This window comes from Paenibacillus sp. cl6col (assembly GCF_900102125.1).
GTDB classification, from domain to species: domain Bacteria; phylum Bacillota; class Bacilli; order Paenibacillales; family Paenibacillaceae; genus Paenibacillus_B; species Paenibacillus_B suaedae.
This window is the reverse complement of sequence record NZ_FNAZ01000003.1, coordinates 336,453-357,359: the sequence shown is the minus strand read 5'-3', so window position 1 is coordinate 357,359 and position 20,907 is coordinate 336,453. Positions and strand designations below refer to the sequence as shown.

The window sequence follows — 20,907 nt, the reverse complement described above, 5'->3', positions numbered from 1 at the left end:
TTCGGATAACGAACATGAAGAAGGGACACCCTTGCTGAGCCAAGAAGTGTCCCTTCTGTCGTCATTGCCGTTTAAACTTCTAAGGAACCTGCTGGGCCAAAGTATTCGTAGTGAATACGCTCAGGAGAAACCCCAAGCTGTTTCACTGCTCGGTAGATGGCCTTCATGAATGGTTCTGGGCCGCAGAAGTAAATGTCCGCATCCTCCCATACGGAAGCGGGAACGATGGAGCTAAGCCACTGCGCGTCCACGAAGCCGGTGTGAACAGAAGTTTCTGCCTCGCTGCCTTTCTCATAACAGAAGAATGTATGGATATGGCTGTGCTGAGCGGCTAGATCATTCATTTCTTGACCAAAAGCATGCGCCGCTTGATTGCGCGAAGCATGAATCGAATAGACATCCCGCTTCGGTTCTGCTGCCGCCAGCGTGTGCAGCATGCTGAGAAGAGGTGTCTGTCCAACACCGCCGCCAATCAGCACAACTGGGGCCGTACCTGGCTTCAACGTGAAATCGCCAGCAGGTGCAGTCGCTTCGATGACATCACCTACTTGCACCTCGTCATGCAGATAGGTGGAGACGATGCCGGCAGGTGCATGTTCGCCGCCGCTCTCGCGCTTTACGCTAATGCGGTAAGTATCGGATTGAGGGGCTTGGGACAAGCTGTAATGGCGATAATGGGTATTTTCATGTCCCTCCGGCTGAACCCGAACCGTTAAATATTGGCCAGGAAGGAAGGAGGAGATTGGCTGTCCATCCTCAGGCTTCAAGTAGAAGGAGGTGATCATGTCGCTTTCCTCCACTTTACGGACAACGAGGAAGCGTCGCACATCTGACCAGCCGCCGATTTGCTGTTCGGCTTCCTGGTACATTTCTGCCTCTACCTGAATAAATACGTCGGCAATAACGCCATATGCTTCTGCCCAGGCTTCAATAATGTCATCAGTAGCAGCTTCGCCTAGTACATCCTTGATAGCAAGCAGAAGATGCTTGCCGACAATTGGATAGTGCTCTGGCTTGATGTTAAGTGCCCGGTGCTTCTGGGCAATTTGGCGTACGACTGGCAAGATTGTCTCCAATCGGTCAATATTCGCTGCAGCGGCATAGACCGCATTGGCAAGTGCCATCTGCTGTTTGCCATGTCGTTGATTGGCATGGTTGAATACATTAAGCAGCTCTGGATGATTGCTGAACAAGAGCTGATAGAAGCGTGTTGTAATTTGAGAGCCGTGCTCAGCTAATACAGGAACTGTAGATTTCACAATTTCAATCGTGCGAGGTTGTAACATAAGAGTTTCCTCCTTATTAATGACGATCATACGATGCGCAGTAGATTATGAACGAATGCATGCGGCATCACAGTGTTTATGCTGTTATTTTATAGATGTGATATTCGTCACAATGTGATCTCGCGCACACTAAATATGATAGCTTTATGAACATGATGAAAAAATAGAGGAGTAACAGAAGAGGAACGCAACAACGAATAGGACAAAATTGAAAAATGAAATGTAAAAGTGTCCAATTTGTGAGTAATTCGGAGGAAATCAGGGAGGATATCGATCTTAACTAGGACTATGCCAAGCTCGGAGCAGTTCATTGCAAATAAATCCGAACGACAGCGATATTTGCAGAATGGGATTGGTTTAGAGGGAATATACATTATGGTATAATACAATCAGTAAAGCAATACAAAAGACAAAACAAGAAAGGATCAGGATACCAATGCGTCCCCGAAGGATGAAACCCCAAAGGACAGTCTGGAAACGTTATGATCTTTCTTACATCTAGCTTCTTCTCGTTGATTTGTCAATTGTCGCTATGACGGAGACTGACACGAGAAGGATGCGTGAATTATGATGGTTCGAAGGATAGGAACCCCTATCCGTCTCCTCTCGGTTAGTCGAAGGGCTACATTACGAAACGAGAGGTTACGAAGATGGGGAACGAACAATTACGTAAGATTTTTTGGATGATGGTAGGATCAATGTTGTTGGCTTTCAGTTATTATCACATTAATTTTCAGAATCATTTGGCTGAAGGCGGGTTTGTTGGTTTAGCGCTGCTTGGCAAGTATACGTTTAATTGGTCGCCGGCGCTGACCGTGTTATGCATGGATGTTCCGGTATTTATTGCTGCCTGGTTTTTGAAAGGGCGGACATTCATTATGAATACGGCAATTGCAACAGGAGTGTTCTCGTTAACGTACGAGATGTGCGAGCGCTTTTCGCCATGGAATATGAATCTAGGCGGTAATATGGTGCTTGCAGCTGTTCTATCTGGATTGTTGACAGGACTTGGAGCAGGTCTCGTGCTGCGTCATGGAGGCGCTTCAGGCGGTGATGACATTCTGGCATTATTTATGAGCCGTAAGATGAACTTAAGCATAGGTACAGTATTTATTATTTTTGATATAGCGGTATTGCTGCTGTCCTTATTCTTCCTGCCGCTTGTCGACACGCTGTATACGATACTAGCTGTCAGCATAGCAGGCAAGGTAATTACGTGGACGGTACAGATTGGCACGACACGCAGTCGTTCCATCCCGGTACGACCAGCAGTTGGGCATCAACACGGATAATCAAGCACGAGTTTGGGATACAGAGAACCGTTCGGTTGCTTCCTGATCAGGGAGGACTGAACGGTTCTTTCTTGTTATATTCGAAAAAAATCAAAGGCAGAATGCATGTTCGCTCATTCTCCGTCATATTCTTGATCCAAGGACAGGTAAGAGAGGAGGGACGATATGGAAGCGATCATTAAAGCGATGCTTGACAAGCTGCCGGCATGGTCATATCAGCTCTTTGCTGTTGTGATTGCGGCAGGATTGGTGTTTTATTTCATTAAGACACTCTATATTAACAAGAAGTTTACCGAAGTTATTCATGAGGTGCTCAATCGGGAGGATCGAATGAAGCTGCTGCAGGATAAAGTGGACAATTTGCAAGTGACAGGAGGCCTCACGGAGCACGCATCTTCTCAAATGCTGTCCGCGCTGCGCAATATGAAGCCGTTCGCTGATGCGCTTAATGGGTTGCGGGGAATGGCAGACCCGTATGCTGTTCTTCACGAATCGAACTTCCTGCTGCAGCGGATGTTGGATATGCTCGCCGTAGATATGAAGTGCGCTCCAGGCGGTCATCATCGCTGCGGGATTTGGAAGTATGAGGAGCCCATACTAATTCTACAGCTTGCTTCGGTTGGCTTCCCGAACCATTATGTTGGACAGCGCCATCTTCATATCGATCGCTCTGTAGCGGGACGTTCCTTTCGTAAGCAGGTTACTGTCCAATGTGCAGATGTGCTGAAAGACGAGGATTGGGAACGCAATCAAGAATCGAAGAGTCCCTATCGCTCATTGATTTGCATTTCACTTGGAACGTACGGTGTATTGACGATGGATGGCTTGGAGCCGTTCAATGAATCCAGTGCGGTCATCGGTGAATTGTATGCAGCGATTATGACAGGAATTCTTGCCGAGCAGCAGGCGGTATTAGAGCTTGGCGAACCTGCCCAGATTGACTCTGCCCAAGGATAAACATCAGGAACTTAGTATAAGCACCGTAGTCATTGATAAGGTGAGGTACATGAGTGCCTATGTTATAATGAAGGCAAACGCTGATGGAGCAAAGGCGGTATGTGCACCGAGTCAGTCAGAAGGGAATTGCGTATGAAAAAATGGATGTGGATTGTCCTAACTGTAATCGTACTTATTGGTGGAACCGCTGCATTTACGATTGGCTTCGTGAATTCCACGATGATCGAGCCAGGCAAGGCGGCTGTAGTCGTTCAAGAATATGAAGGCAGTGTCAAGGCAATAGAAGCAGAGCGGCTTACGATTCATTCGGGGGATCGTGAGGAAGTATTCCGCTTGACTGGATCCACTGATCTTCAAGGTGAGGAGTTCCGGAGTATTCAGCCTGGAGCAAACGTGCGCATTGGGGTCAATGAAGGAAGAGATATTGTATGGCTGCGATTTGTTCGCTAGTGGAAAATGGCGCATGATGTAATGACACAAGCATGAGAAGAGGAGCTCGGCATTCTGCCGGGCTTCTTTTTTTGACAGTGCGCTCATCCCAAGCACAGTACGTGCAGCCCGCGGCGGATGATGGCGAGAAAACCTTGATATATTACGAATGTAGGCATACAATAGGGCATAGGAGATGTATGAGAGGGGATTCATATTTAATATGTGGACTTTGTAATGGAGTCGTAACTGAATAGATCGTACCATTCCGAACGAGATTCGATGACGGGATAGGTGTGTCTATTTATACCCATTACAAGGAACGCAAGGTTAAGTGCTATGAACTGACCAAGCAGACGCCATGGGTGTCTGCTTTTTTTGGTACATGAGCATCTCCAATACGCTTGCGATTGCCGTTCCTTACCCATAAGGAGACGATAAATATGTACAACGAGAATAGACGTAATATTGCAATTGTAACTGGAGCAAGCCGCTCCAAAGGAATTGGTGCAGCTATTTGCAGAGAGCTTGCAGCGAAAGGCGTCGATGTGTTCTTTACACACTTGTGCCACTACGATAAGGAGACCGGCTATGAGGACGCGAATGGCAGCTGGCCAGAGCAATTTGCACAGGAGCTTAGGGAGTACGGGGTTCGGGTGGAGCATATGGAGCTCGACTATTTCGATGCCAATGCTGCTGTTCGGCTGCTGGATGAAGTCGAGAATCGCCTAGGCAGACCGACGATCCTCATTAACAATGCTACACATTGTATAGAGGTCGACCATCACCATGTGACGGCACAGATTATCGATCATCATTGTATCGTGAACGTAAGAGGAACGATGATGTTATCAGTGGAATTCGCCAAGCGGCTTGAGGCTGCGGAAGTAGGCGGCAGAATCGTGAACTTCGTGTCCGGGCAGGACAAGGAACCGCAGCCTGGCAACTTGGCTTATGCAGCCTCAAAGGGGGCAGTATCCGCCTTCACTACTTCGTTGGCTGCTGAACTGGCCTCTCATCGAATTACGGTGAATGCGATCGATCCTGGTCCGACCGATTCCGGAATGGAAGCATTCGTGCAGGACTTCTTAAGACCGAAGTTCCCAACGGGGCGCATTGGTACACCAGAGGATGCAGCGCGCTTAGTGTCATTCCTGGTGAGTGACGAAGCAGAATGGATTACGGGGCAGATTATCCATTCAGATGGGGGCTTCCGTAATTAGACGAATGAATGATTATGAAAAAAATGAAACGTTTCCACTTGTACTGCGTAGTATCTAGTAACGCTCATTTCTGCGACTGAGGAGGATGCAATGATCTATTTCACAGTTATGACCGGCATGTTTAGTTTATTTCTGATGATGATCGTAGGATGGGTTGGTTACAAGCAATTCGTGAAGCGGGAGCCGGTCGAGGTTCATTATACGCCCTTCGATTATATTACAGCGCAATCGAGCGTGGAATTTCATGATGAGAAGGAAGATCATGAAGTACAAGACGGTCATGGTGATGATAAGGATCCACAATCATCTGGCGCAATGTCGACTCGAGCGTCGAAGTGAACCATTGCAGTTGAGCGGAATCGCGTTCATCCAGAGAATGGATATTCGATCTTTCTTGCTTGATACAGATCTGCATGATAATCTTTATTTCTAATAAAAAAATGTACGATTAACTAACGACAGGGGGTGCGATATGACAAGATTGAGTGTGCAGTGGGAGAAAAACAGCATACTTGGTGTTGTGTGTGTTGCCCTCCTGCTTTTGTGTTCGGTATTTTCCACGTTTATGGTCGAGGAAGATCGCGTCAACTGGAACAATCCTTCCAAGCTGACGAAGTCTTTTCATGAGCAGCAGTTTATACCGGTTTCACGGCATACCTCTGCCATGAAGCAGCTATTTGTGAAGAAGATTGTAGTGATGTTTATTCTCTTCTTCAAGGAATTCACCTTTAGTATGCCCCCTGTTATTAGGTATCTACACAGCTGTTTCTTCGTTATACGGAAGCGTTTATTTCTCATGCCTATCAAATTCACCTCTACGTTCGTAGTGTAAATCTCTTACATTCATTCACAAGACTGTGCCTGAAATTGAATAAGGAATAGCAGTGCAAGATGTTCTCTATGGCATTAAAAATCGTTATTTACATGGATTATTTTGTGCTGCAAGAAAGATGTATTTGACATGTATATAAAGTTCCTTATTTCACAATGTGAGAAAAATAAACCTATGGACGGTTGGAGGGATTTCATTTGAATATGAAAGAAACAGAATTGCCAGGAATCGGTCGTAAATATCAGTTGGAAGCTCGCAATGGAGATCAATTGGTCATCATAGTGCATGATGATGGACGTCGGGAGATGTATCATTTTGATCAGCAGGATCAAGAAGAGAGTATTTCGATGGTGACATTGGATGATGACGAGGCGCGCGCAGTTGCTGCTATCGTTGGTGGGCTTATCTATAAGCCGAAGGCACTCGAGACGGTCAATGTTGCCTTGGATGACCTCATGATTGAATGGTACAAGGTGGAGACTCATGCAGCCTGCGTTGGCAAGAGCATCGGAGAAATTAAAGTACGCGAAACGACAGGGGCAACGATTATAGCGATTCTTGAAAAGGATAAGAAAATAATCAATCCAGGACCTGATGTCGTGTTATCTGCTCATACAACGCTTGTCGTTGCAGGGGAAAGACAACATATTAAGCTGCTTAAGCCTTGGCTGTTAAGTGGAAGCGAATAAGCAGAAAACGGGGTGAACTATGGATACGATTATTTTCGAGGTTGGATTAGCTATTGCTTTAATTGGACTAGTGGGCGTTATTGCAACGAAGCTTCGCTTCTCTGTCATTCCTTTCTATATTCTAATCGGGATGGCGGTTGGGCCGCACGCGCCGCATTTTTGGATATTTGACTTCCGTTTCATTGAGAGTTCAGTCTTTATTGATTTTATGGGTCGTATTGGGGTACTGTTCCTGTTGTTCTACTTGGGGCTGGAATTCTCCGTAGGACGCTTGCTCAAATCAGGGAAATCCATCGTGGTTGGAGGAATTTCCTATATTGCGATTAACTTCGTCTCCGGCTTGTTGATAGGTTGGCTGATGGGAATGCCACTTGCGGAGACACTGGTCATTTGCGGGATTATGACAAGTTCATCAACCGCGATAGTAGCGAAAGTATTGGTCGATTTAAAACGGACGGCGAATCCGGAAACTGAAGTGATTATGGGCATGATTATGTTTGACGATTTATTCATCGCCATTCATATGTCCATTTTGTCCGGTCTTGTACTTAGCGGGGGCGCATCCCTCGGAACGGTACTGATGACAACAGGATCTGCACTTGTATTCATTTTGTTATTCATTATTTTGGGCCGCAAGGCGATGCCGTTCATTGATCGAATCTTGAACGGGAAATCATCAGAACTGTTCCTTATTTTGGTGATGGCAACACTGTTCCTCGTAGCTGGATTTTCGGAAACACTGCATGTGGCAGAGGCGATTGGAGCTCTATTAGTAGGACTTGTACTTGCTGATTCCCAGCATGTGAAGCGGATTGAACATTATGTGATCAACTTCCGTGATTTCTTTGGGGCTGTGTTCTTCTTCAGCTTCGGCTTAACGATTGACCCGATGACATTAGGGGGAGCAGTTGGTATGGCGATTGTCGCCGTGATCTTGACAATAATCGGGAATGTCATCGCAGGGATGCTGGCAGGTCGCGCAGCAGGCTTATCGAGCCGTGCTTCCATTAACATTGGTTTCACATTGGCCTCAAGAGGAGAGTTCTCCATTATTATGGCGAATATCGGCAAGGCTGGAGGGCTGCTACCGGTTGTCCAATCTTTTGCCGTGCTATATGTATTGTTGCTGGCGATCTTAGGTCCGCTCTTAACGAAGGAGTCCAAGCGCATATACAACCTGGTCGATAAGGGGATTCAAGGGAGTAAATCGCTATTCGGGAAGAAGCGAGTTCGTGGCAAGGAACAGAGCACGAACTCAGATGGTGTATAGTTGGATGGCTCATCTTTAAAAATCGGGTACGTTTTGAGAAAAATAGGTTATATTATATATTGTAAGGCATACCCATTCAAGGGAGGGATAGCGTATGAATATCACTATCGATCTCACGCAGATTGGGAGCGCTTATGAACACAAGGATTGGAAACGGGTGGATACAATCTATAGACATGCAAGGGAACGCATGATGGCGGGCGATACTGTCATCTTGCAGCGAGACGTACCTAACCGTGCTCCTATTGCAGTACGAACCTTCGAACAGCTGGATGAGCTGGAAGAATGGATTCGCCATATGGAGGACGAGTACTGTCTAGCAGAACCCTATGCGTAATGGAACATTCCATCTATGATGGTTACGAATTTGAGCCGCTGAGCATTCAGCGGCTTTTGTTTTTCTCTTAGAGGACTAGAAGGGGAATCGAGCGTTATGGAGAATGTCAGTGATAGAACGATACATCTTGTCATGTTCATCCGTAGCGGTTCATACACGTTATGAGAGTTCGTAACCTGGGTTACTGGGTTGGGGAGGGAGTTATGTGATGAGGAACAGGCGGGATACGTTTGTTCAAGAAATGGAGAGCGGACGTAACCTAAAGGTAATGACATTCAATATCTGGAGAGGCAGTACTTCGATTGTTCAGGTTGCGGAAGCCATTCGAACCGCAGAAGCGGATGTGATCGGCATACAAGAAGCAGATGGACAGCTTCCTGCGCTCGCTCGCAAGCTGAACTTTTACTATGATGAGGGGCACAGTATTTTGAGCCGGTATCCACTTCATCAATCGGCGCATAAGGAGTTCATTTGGGTAGAGGTTGCGCCGGACGAGGTGGCTGCCATGAGCAATGTTCACCTGTGCCACGAGCCGTATGGACCCTATGACATACGGGATGGGCTGAATGCTGCAGCTGCGGTGGCGAACGAGAACCGAATTCATATGCAGGAGATGAACAGTCGGTTCCATCTGCTCGGACAATTGGCAAGTCAAGGCGTTCCCGTGTTTCTCACAGGCGATTTCAATGCTCCATCCCATCTGGATTGGACAGATGAAGCGAAGAGCATGCACTTTGGCGTAGCTGTCGAATGGTCGGTATCCATACGATTGGAGCAGCTACAGTTTCGAGATTCCTATCGGGAAGTGCACTCGGATCCGCTCACGAAGCCGGCCGTGACTTGGACGCCAGGAGGGAATGGACATATTGAACCGGATGAAGTCCATGATCGAATTGATTTTGTCTATGCGGGAGGGCCGTCTGCTACGATTGACAGCTGTATTGTAGGCGAGAGAGGTCCCTATACTGATATTGCGATTACGCCATGGCCGTCTGATCATCGGGCAGTTGTCTCTACCTTCGAACTCATTCCTGCAAGGATTTCGATGGATCTTGGATCATCCATTCAAGTGAGCCATGAACGGATAGTCCAAGGTAAAGGGACAATTGAAGCGAGCCGGAATATTGAATAAGGAATAGGGGCATAGGGATACGGTACTCCGTGGGGTACCGTATTTTGCTGTTGATCAAGTGCAGGGGGAAGCGGAGGTTAGGCCATTATTTGACTGAGTGCAAATCTTTCATTCTAGTAAATCAAAATCATCCTGACCATTGTTGTGCAATGAAAGCGAGTTAGGAGGCTTGCCTTTGTCGGGCAACGAGCATGCTGCATAACATATAGTCAGGGTCTGCGAGTGCTTCGTCAATACTCTAGCAGAGGCATTGAAAGTGCTAGATACAGGCCAAAGTGTATACGACTGCAGAGGAGGGCAAGCATGGACCGATTCAATCTTCTACTCAAAACGGGTGCTGCAGCTGTTGGAGGGACGTTTTCGTTTGTATTTGGAGGATGGCCTGCGTTAGTTCAGGTTCTGTTAACGATGGTAATATTAGATTATGTGACAGGGATGTTAGCTTCCGCTGTTGAAGGGAAATTGTTGAGCCGGGTCGGTCTTATCGGGATAGCGCGCAAAGTATTCATTTTCTTCATTATTGCACTCGCTCATCAGATCGATATCGCGTTTGACAGCAAAGAGATGATTCGAGATGCGACAACCTATTTTTATATGGCTAATGAAGTGCTTTCGATTGTTGAGAATGGAGGCCGACTCGGTGTGCCAGTCCCAAATGTAATCAAAAAGGCGATTTTTGTATTGAAGGATAAAAGTAACGATCGAGACGACAGTCAGAAGGGGGATAAGCGAGACAATCAGCAGGAGAAAGATGACAACTTCCCTCAAATCTAAACCGTTGTTCAAAAAGGACGAGCCTTGAACGCGATTTCGCGGTGGAAGGAGTGGCCTCAGATAGCTAGTATATTTGATACTGGTCAATGAGCGGATGATGGTTATCAAGTTGCTTGTTTTCCAGCCGTATACTGCGGGACACGATGACGAAGGGCTGTTTCAGAGCGTTGTTAGTTGGCTCTTGGGCAGCCTTTTTTGCGGATTTAATTATGGAATGTACATATGCCCCAAGCAGGCTAAAAGGATATGAATATCATAGACATTATCAAAGCACGACATAAATTTATGTAAGGGGACAGGTGGGCATATGAACGGAGAACATGTGATTCGCATAACGACCAAACCTTGGAGTAATAAGCTGAAATTCGAATACGCCCAGGCGAGCAGGCTGGCGTCCGGAAGCATATGGCCACCCTCTGGGTGCGCGCTAATATTTCCTGCTCCGCCGGTACCGCCGACTCCACCGGAGACGGGCAAGGTGCTGAAGGTAGAAACGTTCCAATTCATTACAAGAGGCGACGGGGTAAAATTCACGTACACGAACGAGGATGCGTTGCCGCAATACGGAAGCTCGGACATACTGGATCCGGCAACTGTATCCTACACGAACTTGTTCATCAACGGCGTTCTTCAACCGCTTATTGTATACAAGGTGTCGGCTGGGGTATTAACAATTGATGAGGTACCAGTGGACGGCGTTCCTATAACGCTTCAGTTCATACGAATTTTTCATGCGGAAATGGGATGAATCGGATCAGGAAGCGAACAAACTTAAGAAAGCGGGGAACCAATCATGAGGGGCCTATTAGCAGCACGCTTCCTATACTCGAAACGTAATCTCGATCAGCAATCTTTCAGCAGGAGGTGAAAAAATAGGATACATATATTACCTTGAGTTAGTCTTTTGACTAAAGAAGGCACATTTCTCTTTCTTTCTCTAAGATTGCTGGAGGAGGGTGCTTTTTTCTGGCGTTTTCATTTAGTTCTATGGCATTCTGCTCATTATTGAAAAAGGATCCAATATTCAACCGACCTGAGCGTTCACCGTGTCATGTACACAATCAGTTCCGCTAGAATCAGCATTAAATAAGGTATCCCAAAAGAGGAGTGAAATAAATGGCAATTATTAAACCGTTTCTGGCAGGCAGGAAATTCAGTTCGACCATCGGAGCAGGCACGGGAACAGGTGCTGCGTTTACGATTGCGGTCACAGCATTTACAAATGATACTGGTGCTGCAGCAACTTCATTTCCAGCCTCATTTACCTACTATGACCTTTATATCAATGGGGTTCTCCAAATGGGAGATACGTCTACAGTCACCACAACAACAATAACAATCCCTGGCGGGGATGCGCTTGATCCTGCCACGCCGCTCGTGGTTGAGTTTATTGTGAATTAACCAAGATCGATTGTTTCATATGCTGATCATAGACTGTTCTGGTTATATTCCAGGACAGTTTTTTTTGTTGGGTTCTAAATGTGTTTTTTCTTCAAGACAACTGCAAGGTACAATACTTGTCCAACTTGCATCTAATATAGCATCCCTTAAGAAAAGGAGGAGAAAAGAATGCCTATTACTCAGCCATTTATAGCAAGTCGGAAATTTGCAGCTACGACTGGAGTCGGGACTGGCACAGGCGCCACATTCGCGGTTGCCGCAACAGCTTTTACGAATGACGCTGGTGCTGCAGCAACAGCATTCCCAGGTTTATTCTCTTATTATATTCTCTATATTAATGGCGTCATTCAGACAGCAGATACGTCGACAGTCACGACAACAACGATAACGATTCCTGGAGGAGATGCGCTTGACCCTGCTACCCCAATCCTCGTCGAATTTGTCGTAACGTAATGCCGATATATAAATAGTGTTTGTGTTTAAATATCAAGTTGATCCAAGGCAAGCCTTGGATCAACTTTTTTTCAAGACGCATCATAAGTTCCATACATAAGGGTTTCTGACAAATTAAAACGGGTGCCTATTGCTAGGACACCTTCATGGGAGATGTGGAAATGGATAAACGGTATTAAACGGTCATGATGGATAAACACTTATAGAATAAGGGAAGCGCACTGTTGGTAATGGACTAAAAAAGACGAAAAAATGTAATGATTAGTACAATTAGTCCCCAAATTTCAAGTTTAGTCCCCATCGCCACTGAATAATACATCATCAAAAATGGAAGTTGTCTTTCGATCCACTGATTCGAAAATATGCCCATAGACGTCCATGGTTGTTCCTATTTTAGAATGGCCCGATCGATTAGATATCGTTTTAGCATGAGCACCTTCTCCGATCGATGAATAAGAGTGGGAGCTGATCGGCAGCAGGCTGCAGGAATCTATGCAGGAGCAAACTGTTTTAACTATGGAGATCTACGACCCATTCGAGAGTTGTATGCTTACAGGTATTGTGTTAAGTGTAGACTCACTTGGTAAACGCGTTAGGTTGCTAACTCGATGGGGAAAGGCAATGGGTGAGTGTGGACGACATTTTAAATGTTCAATAACTTAGGTGAATCCCCAAGCTAGTCGAATTCCTTTCATGTAGGTTTTTCATTGGGTATACTGGATAAAAAGGAAGGTGGTCAAATGAAGGTGCTTGGGATTCCAGTAGATGGTGTAAAGACCGGCGAGAATGATCCTTATGTCGAACTCGATGTAAAAGATAATGATTGATCAAAGCTCTAGGTCATCTAGGGCTTTTTTTGTTGGTTCATAATGTCAATTAACATTACCATACTCTCAGATACTGTCTTATAATAGTCTTATATAACTATAAAAGGGTGGTGCAAAGTGAGTCAGTCTTTAACTTACATATTATTTAGTACCCTCGATGCTGCAGTTGTTAATGCTTTGATCCTAAAGATATATAAGCAGCCTTTATTAAGGTACAAGTATAAAATACTTGTTTTATCCGTAGCATTAGTAATATGTTCATTTTTAATGAGGACTGTAATTAATTTACCTGCTTTGGATTTGCCCTTGCAATATATCATATTTGTAATGTTTTACTATTCCGTGTTGGAATACAGGCTGCATTATGCAGCATTTATCATCGGATCAGGATTATCGGCATACATATCGATCCAAATGATTGTATACTACTGTTTGGCCACCATAGGGATAGCTGATAAATCAGTAATATTTGCATATACGGGGTTCTCTGTCAACGCTATTCAATTATGTTCTATTGTTGTTGGTGTGGCCATTGCCTTATTCCTATGGATGACGGGAAGAGGATTTTCATTCATCATCGTGCCGCCTCATGATACATTCAGAATTAAGTATTCGGAGTATAGTCATCGAATTGTTGTTATTTCGGGAATAATATCGGCAGTAACGATATTCCTGACTTTAATAATAATCCTATCTCAAAATTACATATTGCTCATGATACTTTCATTAGCAAGCTTTGGCATTGCTTACTATTACTCGGATCGGGGAGATTACGAAAGTGTTAGAAGCGATATCGAGAAACATTGCAATAAAATTGAAGAAGAACAACCCTGAGAGTGATGTTGATATAGAGGTTTTAGAATATGGAATTGCAATGAAATTAAATAAATATGGAGTAATCTTGATTACAGTTACTTTAGGGACTATCTTCGGATATCTATATGAATCTATACTAGCATTAGTGGCGTTAGCTGCTATTAGAAGGTTTTCTGGAGGGGCACATTTTTCTTCACTAACTGCGTGTATGATCATATCCTCATTATTTTGTGTGATAACGCCTATGATACTCCTATCGAAAACGACTGCTGTTGTTTTGACTTTGGTATCCGTTTGTATCTATTATTTTCGAGCCCCAAATTGGTTTGAGGAACTTACTGTCCAGAAAAATGATATACTGTATAAGTACATAGCAATGTTGATAGCAAGTGGTAACTTAATCCTGCAATCTAGTGTTATAGCGATTGTTCTCTTTGTACAAGCCTTAACATTATTACCGAAAGGAGGTGTCAAGGATGAAAAAGAACATTGAAATGTTTCTAATGAAACAATTAGAGAAAAGTGCCGAAAAGGAAGCGAAAAAAGCAAAGATCGTTTTCGGTGCTAAGAAACTCCCAACAGCTTTGAAGAACGTAAAGCATGAGAATTAAAATGGTACTCTGAAAAGTTCATCATATCCAGCAATATAATGCTTTAGCAGCCGTATACATCACTTCAGTGAAATTAGTGAGCGGTTAAGAGCATAGTTGGATATTGCTTGGACAGAGTATCCCGCTTTTGGCTAAGTCCCCATTAAGTCCTCACACCAAGATAATCTCGCTGAATAAATCAACATGTAAAGAACGTTTGAAATCTTAATGTAATAAGGGTTTGGAGTAAATTAAAACGGGTGCCCTATTGCTAGGACACCCTCATGGGAGAGGAGAAACCGGACGAAGAGCTTATGGGGAAACGTAAGTCTTCTCCGCGGTTGTCTACGACATTCGATGATGTCGATACTTTAATGATTGCCCGATTGGGCAGAAATATACATGTCGAAAAAAAATTGTAGGGCTCGATAAATGATGCCGCTTTCTCACATCCTATAACCAAAATGGACATGCCCGGCTGTATAAGCAGGGTTGATGGTCACATAGGTAGGAGGAGATCGAGTTGAGGCATCTGATTATATACGCACATCCCAATCCGAACAGCTTCAATCATGCCATTATGGAAATGGTACAAGCTGAATTGGAGGATCAGGGACATGCCGCATTGGTTCGCAACTTGTATGAAATGGAGTTCAATCCGGTGCTGTCGGCTAAAGACTTCGAATTGTTCGGACAGCATGAGCTGCCCCCTGATATTGAGGAGGAGCAGGGTCATATTACGTGGGCAGATCATATCATCATGATTTATCCAATCTGGTGGGCAAGTATGCCTGCCATTATGAAGGGGTACATCGACCGTGTGTTTTCGTATGGCTTCGCCTACAAATATGGTGCTGACGGCATAGAGAAGCTGCTGTTAGGGAAGTCGGCGCTGCTCTTGTCCACACATGGCAACACACATGAGCAATATGAGCAGAGCGGCATGTATGAGGCCATGCAGAAGACGACAGATAGCGGCATTTTTGAATTTGTCGGCATGAAAGTGCTTGTACATCGGTTCTTTGCCTCCGTGACGACAATTGACGATGAAGCGCGCAAGCAGATGCTTGTTAGTGTGAAGGAACTGCTGCAGAAGCTGCATCGCTAAGTTGACGTTGATAGATAAGGCTTCTTATCGGGAACCCTAATTTCCGGATAAGGAGCTTTTCTTTTTATAGAGGGATTGTGTGATGAAGAAGCTAACTCTGAATGAGGACACGTTTTCCTTTTTCAAATTAGGAGAAAATGTGATACGATAAACGTCGAAATACATGAAGTTTACCGTTACATACCATCATGATTATACGGATAAGCTGCGCTGAGGCGCATAAGAATGGGTGGAGTGAATTGAGAGTTATTTCAGGAACAGCAAGAGGTCGCTCGTTGAAGCCGGTACCCGGCATGGGGACGCGGCCGACGACAGATAAAGTCAAGGAAGCCTTGTTCAGCATGATCGGGCCGTATTTTGACGGCGGCTGTGTGCTGGATCTGTTCGCAGGAACAGGTGGACTTGGCATCGAGGCGCTAAGCCGTGGTGCGGAACAAGCGATATTCGTGGACAAGGATCCCAAGGCTGTCGAAGTTGTGAAGCACAACGTTCAGGCGGCAGGGGTCGCGGAGCAGAGTGAAGTATACCGCAATGATGCCAAGCGGGCGATTAAGGCATTAACGAAGCGTGATATTTCATTTGAACTTATTTTTCTTGATCCGCCATATCGATTGAAGGATGCGGACGAACTGCTGGAAGGCATGTGGAATGACGGGTTAATCTCGGAGGATGCGACGATTGTCGTTGAGCATGACTCGAAGCATGAATATCCCGAAGAGATCGGTCCTCTCTACGTATGGAAGAAAACAGAGTACGGAGAAATTGGAATTACGGTATATCGGGTCAAGGAACAGACAGAGAAGGAAGCTGAGCTTGAACAGAACGCATAAGCTTCTAACCATATGAGGAAATGAAACGCGCAGAAGAATTTAATCTGCTGTAGGGCATAAGGAGGATCCATTGTCATGACGGAACATACAGAGCAAGTGCATGAGCCGCGCATTGCGGTGTATCCGGGAAGCTTCGATCCGGTTACACTTGGGCATCTTGATATTATACAACGAGCGGCTAAGCAATTTGATAAGCTCATCGTAGCGGTGTTGAACAATTTGTCGAAGCAGCCAACGTTCAGTGTAGAGGAACGGAAGGAGCTTCTTGGGCAGATTACTCAGCATATCCCGAATGTGGAAATTGACAGTTTCCGTGATTTGCTGGTCAATTATATGGAGCAGAAGCAGGGCCATGTGATCGTGCGCGGAATTCGCTCTGTCACCGACTTCGAATATGAGCTGCAGATGGCTTCCACGAATCAGAAGCTTAACCCACGAGTGGAGACGATATTCATGATGACGAATCCGAAATATTCCTATCTGAGCTCAAGCATGGTCAAGGAAATTGCGAAATTCAATGGTGACGTCAGCGAATTGGTGGCACCTGAAGTAGAATTGGCACTGCGTGATAAATACAAAGATACGAAGTAAGCAGCAGGTCCATGTCGCCAGTATGAATCAACGGTCGATATGGACTTTTTTGTTTAGCCTCGGGTGAACAGCCGTCCAACGGTTTGTGCCAGTATGAATAAAGTGAATAGGAATAGACAGGCTACGGGAATGAGCATGGAAGCTTGAGCCCATATTGGCAAATGACTAATGAAAGTCAATAACGGAAGCAGGCTGCTTGATTCCGCGATCACAGGCGCATCATAGGCATTGGATGGGTTGGTTGCTAGCGTACATAATGCTGACATTGCTGAATCTGATGATTGGAGCAGGGAATGAAGTGGCGACCATAGCATATAAGTAAGCAGAAATGCACATAAGGCATGAAGCAGACGGGATAGTATAAAATGGCCGAAGCGTAGATCCGTCGTCTTCATAATGCTGTGAACTTGAAGAAGAGCACTGATGCCGCTCCAGGCAATAACGGAACTGAGCAGCGCTGCTTGAAATACAGGAGATGAGAACGCTGCTGAACCGAGCGTATATGCCGCTAAATTTACTTCAAGCAATCCGTTCAAGATATATTTGCCAAGCTCCTGCGGAATTGCGATGCGCAGCACTTGAATGATAACGGAGAATATCATCATATAGCCGCCGACCATCATTAAGGTTTGGACAGCTGAAGTAACGGACTCGCCCAGCATTCTGCCGAAGGGACGGCCATCCTGACGATGGGCGCCCTCCATCTGCCCAATGATCCGTTGGTAGAATTTCTGGTGAGATTTCGATAGTGAAGCAGATGTGCGTAATGGTTGCGACTCAGGGCGCATGCGGTGAATGAACCGCATTAGAAGTGTAGTTAGGATAGAGGAAGCCCAGTGAATAATGGCGATGATTAGCCCAAGCTCAGGCTTCTGCATAAACCCAACACCTACGACTGCTATAATAAAAAGGGGACTGCTCGTATGGGACAGACAGAGCAGCCGCTCAGCTTCCTGACGAGATAGAACCTGTTGATTGCGCAGTTGGGCAACAGCCTTGGCTCCTGCTGGATAGCCGGCCGTCCAGCCGACCGCCCACGCCCAGCCGCCAACTCCAGGCAGACGGAACAACAAACGCATAAGGGGGTCCAACAAGGAACCAAGTCCATGGACGAATCCATAAGCATAGAGCATTTCAGACAATACTAAGAACGGCAGCAATGCCGGGAATATAATGTTCCACCATATTTTCAAGCCTTGAAGTGATGCTTGGAATGCTTGATCCGGATACGATACAATGCAAATAACGAGAAGAACTGCCATACTTCCCATCAACAGCGTCGTTAACGGGTGTTGGGATAGCGGCGTTCGAAATGAAAACATGATGTTCACCTCTTGCAACAGTATTGGAAGTAGGGTACTTCCACATATGTACGTACCAAAGACAGGCTTTAGACCAGTTTGTACAACGAAGCAGGGGCGAGCGGAAGCAGCAGGAGGGAATGCAATAATGGAAGAAGAAGCAGTACGTGACAGCCAAGGCTCGAAGCGTTGGCGATTAGGCAGTTGGAAATGGTTCTTTGCAGCACTCTTGTTCTTGTATGTGATGGTGTATATGCCAACACCATATGTGATATATACGCCGGGCAGTGCCGAGCAGGTGAAGCCAATGGTAAGTGTCCAAGCTGGAGACGACACAGAAGAAGGGACATTTATGCTTACCACGGTGCGCCGCACATATGCGAACCTTGCATTGCTATTATGGAAATCATTTGACCCGCATGCCGAGTTTGGGAAGAAGGCGGATTCCCTACAAGGAAGAAGCGAACAGGAATATGTGACTGAGCAATTGTTCAACATGAGTGATTCCCAGCTAGGCGCGGTACTGGCTGCCTATAACCAGTTGAAGATCCCGTACCAATTGAAATCCGAAGGCGTGTATGTTATTTACAACTACCCGAACCTTGCGCACAATGAGTTCGAGACCAATGATCGGATCATCGAAGTCGATGGTAAGCCGGTTAATGATTTCGAAGCATTACAAGCAGTTATGAAGGGCCGCAAAGCTGGAGAAACGGTGCAGGTCAAGGTTGAGCGTGACAAGAAAGAGAAGCTTGTAAAGGCGACATTGGTGGAACTGACGGATCCAAATAAGAAAGAGGAGAAGCGAGTTGGCTTTGGTCTTCGGTACGGACAACGCAAGGAAGCTATACCTGAGGATAAAGGAAAAACCATAACCTTCAAAGACAGTGACATTGGCGGTCCATCCGCTGGGCTTATGTTTACCTTGGAGCTGATAAACCGCTTAACCCCAGGAGACTTAACTGAAGGCTATCGGATAGCAGGAACAGGAACGATTGAACCTGGCGGGAATGTAGGTGTGATTGGTGGCATTCAATTTAAGGTTGTGGCTGCTGATCGTGAGAAGACGGCGCTATTCCTTGCTCCAGAAGGCAATTATGCGGAAGCGAAGGCGAAGCTCGAAACGATGAATACGAAAATGAAGCTGGTATCGGTACGTACAGTGGGCGATGCACTGAACGCAATTCAGAAGTTTGGCGCCGAGCAGAAGACTGCTCAGTAAACGTATAGAGTAAAGCGAAGGGCTCGTGGAATAAGTAGCGGCGAGCTTTAATAGCATGAAGCAAAGCTTGTCTGATCATGGAGTGGGCAACTATCGTGATGCAGATATGAGGGAATACAGGCTGATATATCTTCTCAATATGAAATAAGGGCTAGATAGACAAAAGATCGAGGTGGGGGACGAATGCTCCCATGCTCGATCTTTTGTGCTTATTCTTCCCTCAGTTTGATTGATGTCGCCGAGGTGACTCGTAATAGTCCCGATAAGCATCACGAGCATTCCAACGCTCAAAGGCGTTCGCATACAGCGATGTTGCTCGGATATCAGCTTCCAGACCGCAATAACCTCCGAGATTGAAGTTATCGCGATTCACGCTTAACACAATCGGCAGTTCTGCGCTTTGCTTCATTCGCTTCAGCAGGGCGCGTCCTGTGTCCGTGAACCCAAGAACTCTAATGTACCAGGGCCCTTTCTTCAAGCCATCGGATCCAAAATGGAATTTGTCATGGTGAAGCAAAATATGCGCGAGCATCCGCTGCAGCTTCGTTCGGGTATAGCGCTTCGTCTTGAGCTGCTCAAGCAGGGATTCCACGCGTTGTGCTGTCATTTGGCCGAGTGCCTGTTTCACCCGATACTCGAGCCCTTCCGTAACCTCTAGATGACGCGCAATGGATTCAGGGGACAACTGATGTAGTCGATATATCAGCTCACGCGTATAACAATCCCAGCTCATTGGTGCTCTGCCGAAGCGATGCTCCTGCTCAAGAATACGCAGTGTGCTTGACGGCAAATATTGTGCGCATGTCTCGAGAGTGCCTTCTTCCGTCCATAATCGTCTAATGGCGGTTGCGCTCGCGATTGAGCCTTCTGGTGCTTCCGTATCATGGTAGCCGGCCTGAGTGCGAGCAATCGTGTGCGGTTTGATTGCGCTATTCAATCGGCGGAGCGCCATTACATAGTGCAGGCCAAGGGAATTGTTGGGCTGCGCCATCCAGTCTGCAGCCTCGGATGAAGAAGGGCTGGTGCGGCTTGCCGTCATTGCTTGTCCCGCTGCTGCGGCATAAGCAGCAGGGTAGGTTAAACCTGCCTTCAGATGCTCCTGCAGCTGATCTGTGAAGCCCGAAGGCTCGTTAACGAGGATATCTGCTGCACGTAAGAACGGTTCAACATCACCAAGCTCGCTGCCGAAGCAGAGAGCGTCAACTACGCCTGTCGCTTGCAGGGTGGCAACAGCGCCGTAGGCGAACCATTCCGCAGGCTGAACAGCGTAGGCCACAGGCAATTCGAGGACAAGGTCGACGCCATTTGCAAGTGCCATATCCGTTCGCGACCATTTATCGGTCAAGGCTGGTTCGCCACGCTGTAGGAAATGTCCGCTCATGACAGCGACCACTGCGTCGCAATTTGAAACTTTTTTCGATTGCTGGAGATGATATACATGACCGTTATGCATCGGATTGTATTCAACAACGATTCCGAGCGTTCTCATTCACGTCTCTTCCTTTCAGGCGCTGAATGCGGTAATATGGTATCTCAATAGTATCTAT

The 20,907-nt window shown here is 46.1% G+C and carries 24 protein-coding genes; 21 read left to right on the top strand and 3 right to left on the bottom strand.

Translation table 11 applies throughout. The annotated features are described in order from the left end of the window. Positions 1 to 71 precede the first annotated feature (71 nt). On the bottom strand, positions 72 to 1,286 hold the full coding sequence (gene hmpA, locus BLS15_RS09620) for an NO-inducible flavohemoprotein (protein ID WP_021256627.1): 1,215 nt from the start codon (positions 1,284 to 1,286) through the stop codon (positions 72 to 74). Between the two features lie 650 nt (positions 1,287 to 1,936). Between hmpA and BLS15_RS09615 the strand changes: the two genes are divergently transcribed. The 20 genes from BLS15_RS09615 (at position 1,937) to coaD (ending at position 16,837) form a co-directional block, all read left to right on the top strand. After that, positions 1,937 to 2,578 carry a YitT family protein gene (locus tag BLS15_RS09615; protein ID WP_021256626.1) on the top strand — a complete coding sequence of 214 codons (642 nt, stop codon included), beginning with the start codon at positions 1,937 to 1,939 and terminating at the stop codon, positions 2,576 to 2,578. A gap of 165 nt (positions 2,579 to 2,743) precedes the next feature. Then, on the top strand, positions 2,744 to 3,535 hold the full coding sequence (locus BLS15_RS09610) for a hypothetical protein (RefSeq protein ID WP_021256625.1): 792 nt from the start codon (positions 2,744 to 2,746) through the stop codon (positions 3,533 to 3,535). A 132-nt stretch (positions 3,536 to 3,667) separates the two neighbouring features. Then, entirely contained in the window at positions 3,668 to 3,985 is a 318-nt protein-coding gene (locus tag BLS15_RS09605; RefSeq protein WP_021256624.1) for a hypothetical protein, read from the top strand. A gap of 422 nt (positions 3,986 to 4,407) precedes the next feature. Then, the gene (locus tag BLS15_RS09600) at positions 4,408 to 5,187 is read left to right on the top strand and encodes an SDR family oxidoreductase (RefSeq protein WP_021256623.1); all 780 of its coding nucleotides are present in this window, start codon (positions 4,408 to 4,410) and stop codon (positions 5,185 to 5,187) included. 90 nt (positions 5,188 to 5,277) lie between these two features. After that, positions 5,278 to 5,526 carry a DUF3951 domain-containing protein gene (locus tag BLS15_RS09595; protein WP_021256622.1) on the top strand — a complete coding sequence of 83 codons (249 nt, stop codon included), beginning with the start codon at positions 5,278 to 5,280 and terminating at the stop codon, positions 5,524 to 5,526. A 133-nt stretch (positions 5,527 to 5,659) separates the two neighbouring features. Further along, the gene (locus BLS15_RS09590; protein WP_021256621.1) at positions 5,660 to 6,019 is read left to right on the top strand and encodes a hypothetical protein; all 360 of its coding nucleotides are present in this window, start codon (positions 5,660 to 5,662) and stop codon (positions 6,017 to 6,019) included. A gap of 203 nt (positions 6,020 to 6,222) precedes the next feature. Next, on the top strand, positions 6,223 to 6,708 hold the full coding sequence (locus tag BLS15_RS09585; RefSeq protein ID WP_036592496.1) for a cation:proton antiporter regulatory subunit: 486 nt from the start codon (positions 6,223 to 6,225) through the stop codon (positions 6,706 to 6,708). A 19-nt stretch (positions 6,709 to 6,727) separates the two neighbouring features. After that, positions 6,728 to 7,978: a cation:proton antiporter gene (locus tag BLS15_RS09580; RefSeq protein ID WP_021256619.1), complete on the top strand. Its 1,251-nt coding sequence runs from the start codon at positions 6,728 to 6,730 to the stop codon at positions 7,976 to 7,978. A gap of 94 nt (positions 7,979 to 8,072) precedes the next feature. Further along, positions 8,073 to 8,315 carry a hypothetical protein gene (locus BLS15_RS09575; protein WP_021256618.1) on the top strand — a complete coding sequence of 81 codons (243 nt, stop codon included), beginning with the start codon at positions 8,073 to 8,075 and terminating at the stop codon, positions 8,313 to 8,315. Positions 8,316 to 8,523: 208 nt separating this feature from the next. Then, a complete protein-coding gene (locus BLS15_RS09570) occupies positions 8,524 to 9,447 on the top strand; it encodes an endonuclease/exonuclease/phosphatase family protein (protein ID WP_021256617.1) in 924 nt (307 codons plus the stop codon). A gap of 303 nt (positions 9,448 to 9,750) precedes the next feature. Beyond that, positions 9,751 to 10,221, top strand: coding sequence for a phage holin family protein (locus BLS15_RS09565; RefSeq protein WP_090511299.1), 471 nt, complete (start codon positions 9,751 to 9,753; stop codon positions 10,219 to 10,221). Positions 10,222 to 10,528: 307 nt separating this feature from the next. Beyond that, complete coding sequence (locus BLS15_RS09560; RefSeq protein ID WP_090511296.1) at positions 10,529 to 10,969, top strand: DUF4183 domain-containing protein; 441 nt, start codon at positions 10,529 to 10,531, stop codon at positions 10,967 to 10,969. A 368-nt stretch (positions 10,970 to 11,337) separates the two neighbouring features. Then, a complete protein-coding gene (locus tag BLS15_RS09555) occupies positions 11,338 to 11,622 on the top strand; it encodes a DUF4183 domain-containing protein (RefSeq protein ID WP_090511292.1) in 285 nt (94 codons plus the stop codon). Positions 11,623 to 11,790: 168 nt separating this feature from the next. Next, positions 11,791 to 12,075: a DUF4183 domain-containing protein gene (locus tag BLS15_RS09550; RefSeq protein ID WP_090511288.1), complete on the top strand. Its 285-nt coding sequence runs from the start codon at positions 11,791 to 11,793 to the stop codon at positions 12,073 to 12,075. A gap of 944 nt (positions 12,076 to 13,019) precedes the next feature. Continuing rightward, complete coding sequence (locus tag BLS15_RS28515; RefSeq protein WP_139170653.1) at positions 13,020 to 13,736, top strand: hypothetical protein; 717 nt, start codon at positions 13,020 to 13,022, stop codon at positions 13,734 to 13,736. Continuing rightward, positions 13,681 to 14,211, top strand: a complete 531-nt coding sequence (locus BLS15_RS09545; RefSeq protein ID WP_175460747.1) for an accessory gene regulator ArgB-like protein — start codon at positions 13,681 to 13,683, stop codon at positions 14,209 to 14,211. Before BLS15_RS28515 ends, BLS15_RS09545 begins: the two co-directional genes overlap by 56 nt. Further along, the gene (locus BLS15_RS29800) at positions 14,195 to 14,329 is read left to right on the top strand and encodes a hypothetical protein (RefSeq protein ID WP_265332081.1); all 135 of its coding nucleotides are present in this window, start codon (positions 14,195 to 14,197) and stop codon (positions 14,327 to 14,329) included. Before BLS15_RS09545 ends, BLS15_RS29800 begins: the two co-directional genes overlap by 17 nt. A gap of 502 nt (positions 14,330 to 14,831) precedes the next feature. After that, positions 14,832 to 15,416, top strand: a complete 585-nt coding sequence (locus BLS15_RS09540; RefSeq protein ID WP_021256609.1) for an NAD(P)H-dependent oxidoreductase — start codon at positions 14,832 to 14,834, stop codon at positions 15,414 to 15,416. A gap of 239 nt (positions 15,417 to 15,655) precedes the next feature. Beyond that, positions 15,656 to 16,246 (top strand): 16S rRNA (guanine(966)-N(2))-methyltransferase RsmD, encoded by a 591-nt coding sequence (gene rsmD / locus BLS15_RS09535; RefSeq protein WP_028531219.1) that lies wholly within the window; start codon positions 15,656 to 15,658, stop codon positions 16,244 to 16,246. 75 nt (positions 16,247 to 16,321) lie between these two features. After that, complete coding sequence (gene coaD, locus BLS15_RS09530) at positions 16,322 to 16,837, top strand: pantetheine-phosphate adenylyltransferase (RefSeq protein ID WP_021256607.1); 516 nt, start codon at positions 16,322 to 16,324, stop codon at positions 16,835 to 16,837. Positions 16,838 to 16,890: 53 nt separating this feature from the next. On the opposite strand, the gene BLS15_RS09525 is transcribed toward coaD, so the two are convergent. Beyond that, positions 16,891 to 18,159, bottom strand: a complete 1,269-nt coding sequence (locus tag BLS15_RS09525) for a nucleoside recognition domain-containing protein (RefSeq protein ID WP_021256606.1) — start codon at positions 18,157 to 18,159, stop codon at positions 16,891 to 16,893. A 127-nt stretch (positions 18,160 to 18,286) separates the two neighbouring features. On the opposite strand from BLS15_RS09525, the gene BLS15_RS09520 reads away from it, so the two are divergent. After that, on the top strand, positions 18,287 to 19,360 hold the full coding sequence (locus BLS15_RS09520; protein WP_021256605.1) for a YlbL family protein: 1,074 nt from the start codon (positions 18,287 to 18,289) through the stop codon (positions 19,358 to 19,360). 220 nt (positions 19,361 to 19,580) lie between these two features. Here BLS15_RS09520 and BLS15_RS09515 read toward each other — a convergent pair whose 3' ends face one another. Continuing rightward, positions 19,581 to 20,849: a nucleotidyltransferase gene (locus BLS15_RS09515; RefSeq protein WP_021256604.1), complete on the bottom strand. Its 1,269-nt coding sequence runs from the start codon at positions 20,847 to 20,849 to the stop codon at positions 19,581 to 19,583. Between the last annotated feature and the right edge of the window lie 58 nt (positions 20,850 to 20,907).

What these genes read in the sequence shown, in the direction of transcription:
- BLS15_RS09570 (WP_021256617.1), top strand. Translation starts at nt 8,524, where the DNA reads ATGAGGAACAGGCGGGATACGTTTGTTCAAGAAATGGAGAGCGGACGT.
- BLS15_RS09590 (WP_021256621.1), top strand. Translation starts at nt 5,660, where the DNA reads ATGACAAGATTGAGTGTGCAGTGGGAGAAAAACAGCATACTTGGTGTT.
- BLS15_RS09565 (WP_090511299.1), top strand. Translation starts at nt 9,751, where the DNA reads ATGGACCGATTCAATCTTCTACTCAAAACGGGTGCTGCAGCTGTTGGA.
- BLS15_RS09515 (WP_021256604.1), bottom strand. Translation starts at nt 20,849, where the DNA reads ATGAGAACGCTCGGAATCGTTGTTGAATACAATCCGATGCATAACGGT.
- BLS15_RS09595 (WP_021256622.1), top strand. Translation starts at nt 5,278, where the DNA reads ATGATCTATTTCACAGTTATGACCGGCATGTTTAGTTTATTTCTGATG.
- BLS15_RS09575 (WP_021256618.1), top strand. Translation starts at nt 8,073, where the DNA reads ATGAATATCACTATCGATCTCACGCAGATTGGGAGCGCTTATGAACAC.
- BLS15_RS09520 (WP_021256605.1), top strand. Translation starts at nt 18,287, where the DNA reads ATGGAAGAAGAAGCAGTACGTGACAGCCAAGGCTCGAAGCGTTGGCGA.
- BLS15_RS29800 (WP_265332081.1), top strand. Translation starts at nt 14,195, where the DNA reads ATGAAAAAGAACATTGAAATGTTTCTAATGAAACAATTAGAGAAAAGT.
- hmpA (WP_021256627.1), bottom strand. Translation starts at nt 1,286, where the DNA reads ATGTTACAACCTCGCACGATTGAAATTGTGAAATCTACAGTTCCTGTA.
- coaD (WP_021256607.1), top strand. Translation starts at nt 16,322, where the DNA reads ATGACGGAACATACAGAGCAAGTGCATGAGCCGCGCATTGCGGTGTAT.
- BLS15_RS09615 (WP_021256626.1), top strand. Translation starts at nt 1,937, where the DNA reads ATGGGGAACGAACAATTACGTAAGATTTTTTGGATGATGGTAGGATCA.
- BLS15_RS09605 (WP_021256624.1), top strand. Translation starts at nt 3,668, where the DNA reads ATGAAAAAATGGATGTGGATTGTCCTAACTGTAATCGTACTTATTGGT.
- BLS15_RS09610 (WP_021256625.1), top strand. Translation starts at nt 2,744, where the DNA reads ATGGAAGCGATCATTAAAGCGATGCTTGACAAGCTGCCGGCATGGTCA.
- BLS15_RS09525 (WP_021256606.1), bottom strand. Translation starts at nt 18,159, where the DNA reads ATGTTTTCATTTCGAACGCCGCTATCCCAACACCCGTTAACGACGCTG.
- BLS15_RS09600 (WP_021256623.1), top strand. Translation starts at nt 4,408, where the DNA reads ATGTACAACGAGAATAGACGTAATATTGCAATTGTAACTGGAGCAAGC.
- BLS15_RS09580 (WP_021256619.1), top strand. Translation starts at nt 6,728, where the DNA reads ATGGATACGATTATTTTCGAGGTTGGATTAGCTATTGCTTTAATTGGA.
- BLS15_RS09560 (WP_090511296.1), top strand. Translation starts at nt 10,529, where the DNA reads ATGAACGGAGAACATGTGATTCGCATAACGACCAAACCTTGGAGTAAT.
- BLS15_RS09555 (WP_090511292.1), top strand. Translation starts at nt 11,338, where the DNA reads ATGGCAATTATTAAACCGTTTCTGGCAGGCAGGAAATTCAGTTCGACC.
- BLS15_RS09550 (WP_090511288.1), top strand. Translation starts at nt 11,791, where the DNA reads ATGCCTATTACTCAGCCATTTATAGCAAGTCGGAAATTTGCAGCTACG.
- BLS15_RS09585 (WP_036592496.1), top strand. Translation starts at nt 6,223, where the DNA reads ATGAAAGAAACAGAATTGCCAGGAATCGGTCGTAAATATCAGTTGGAA.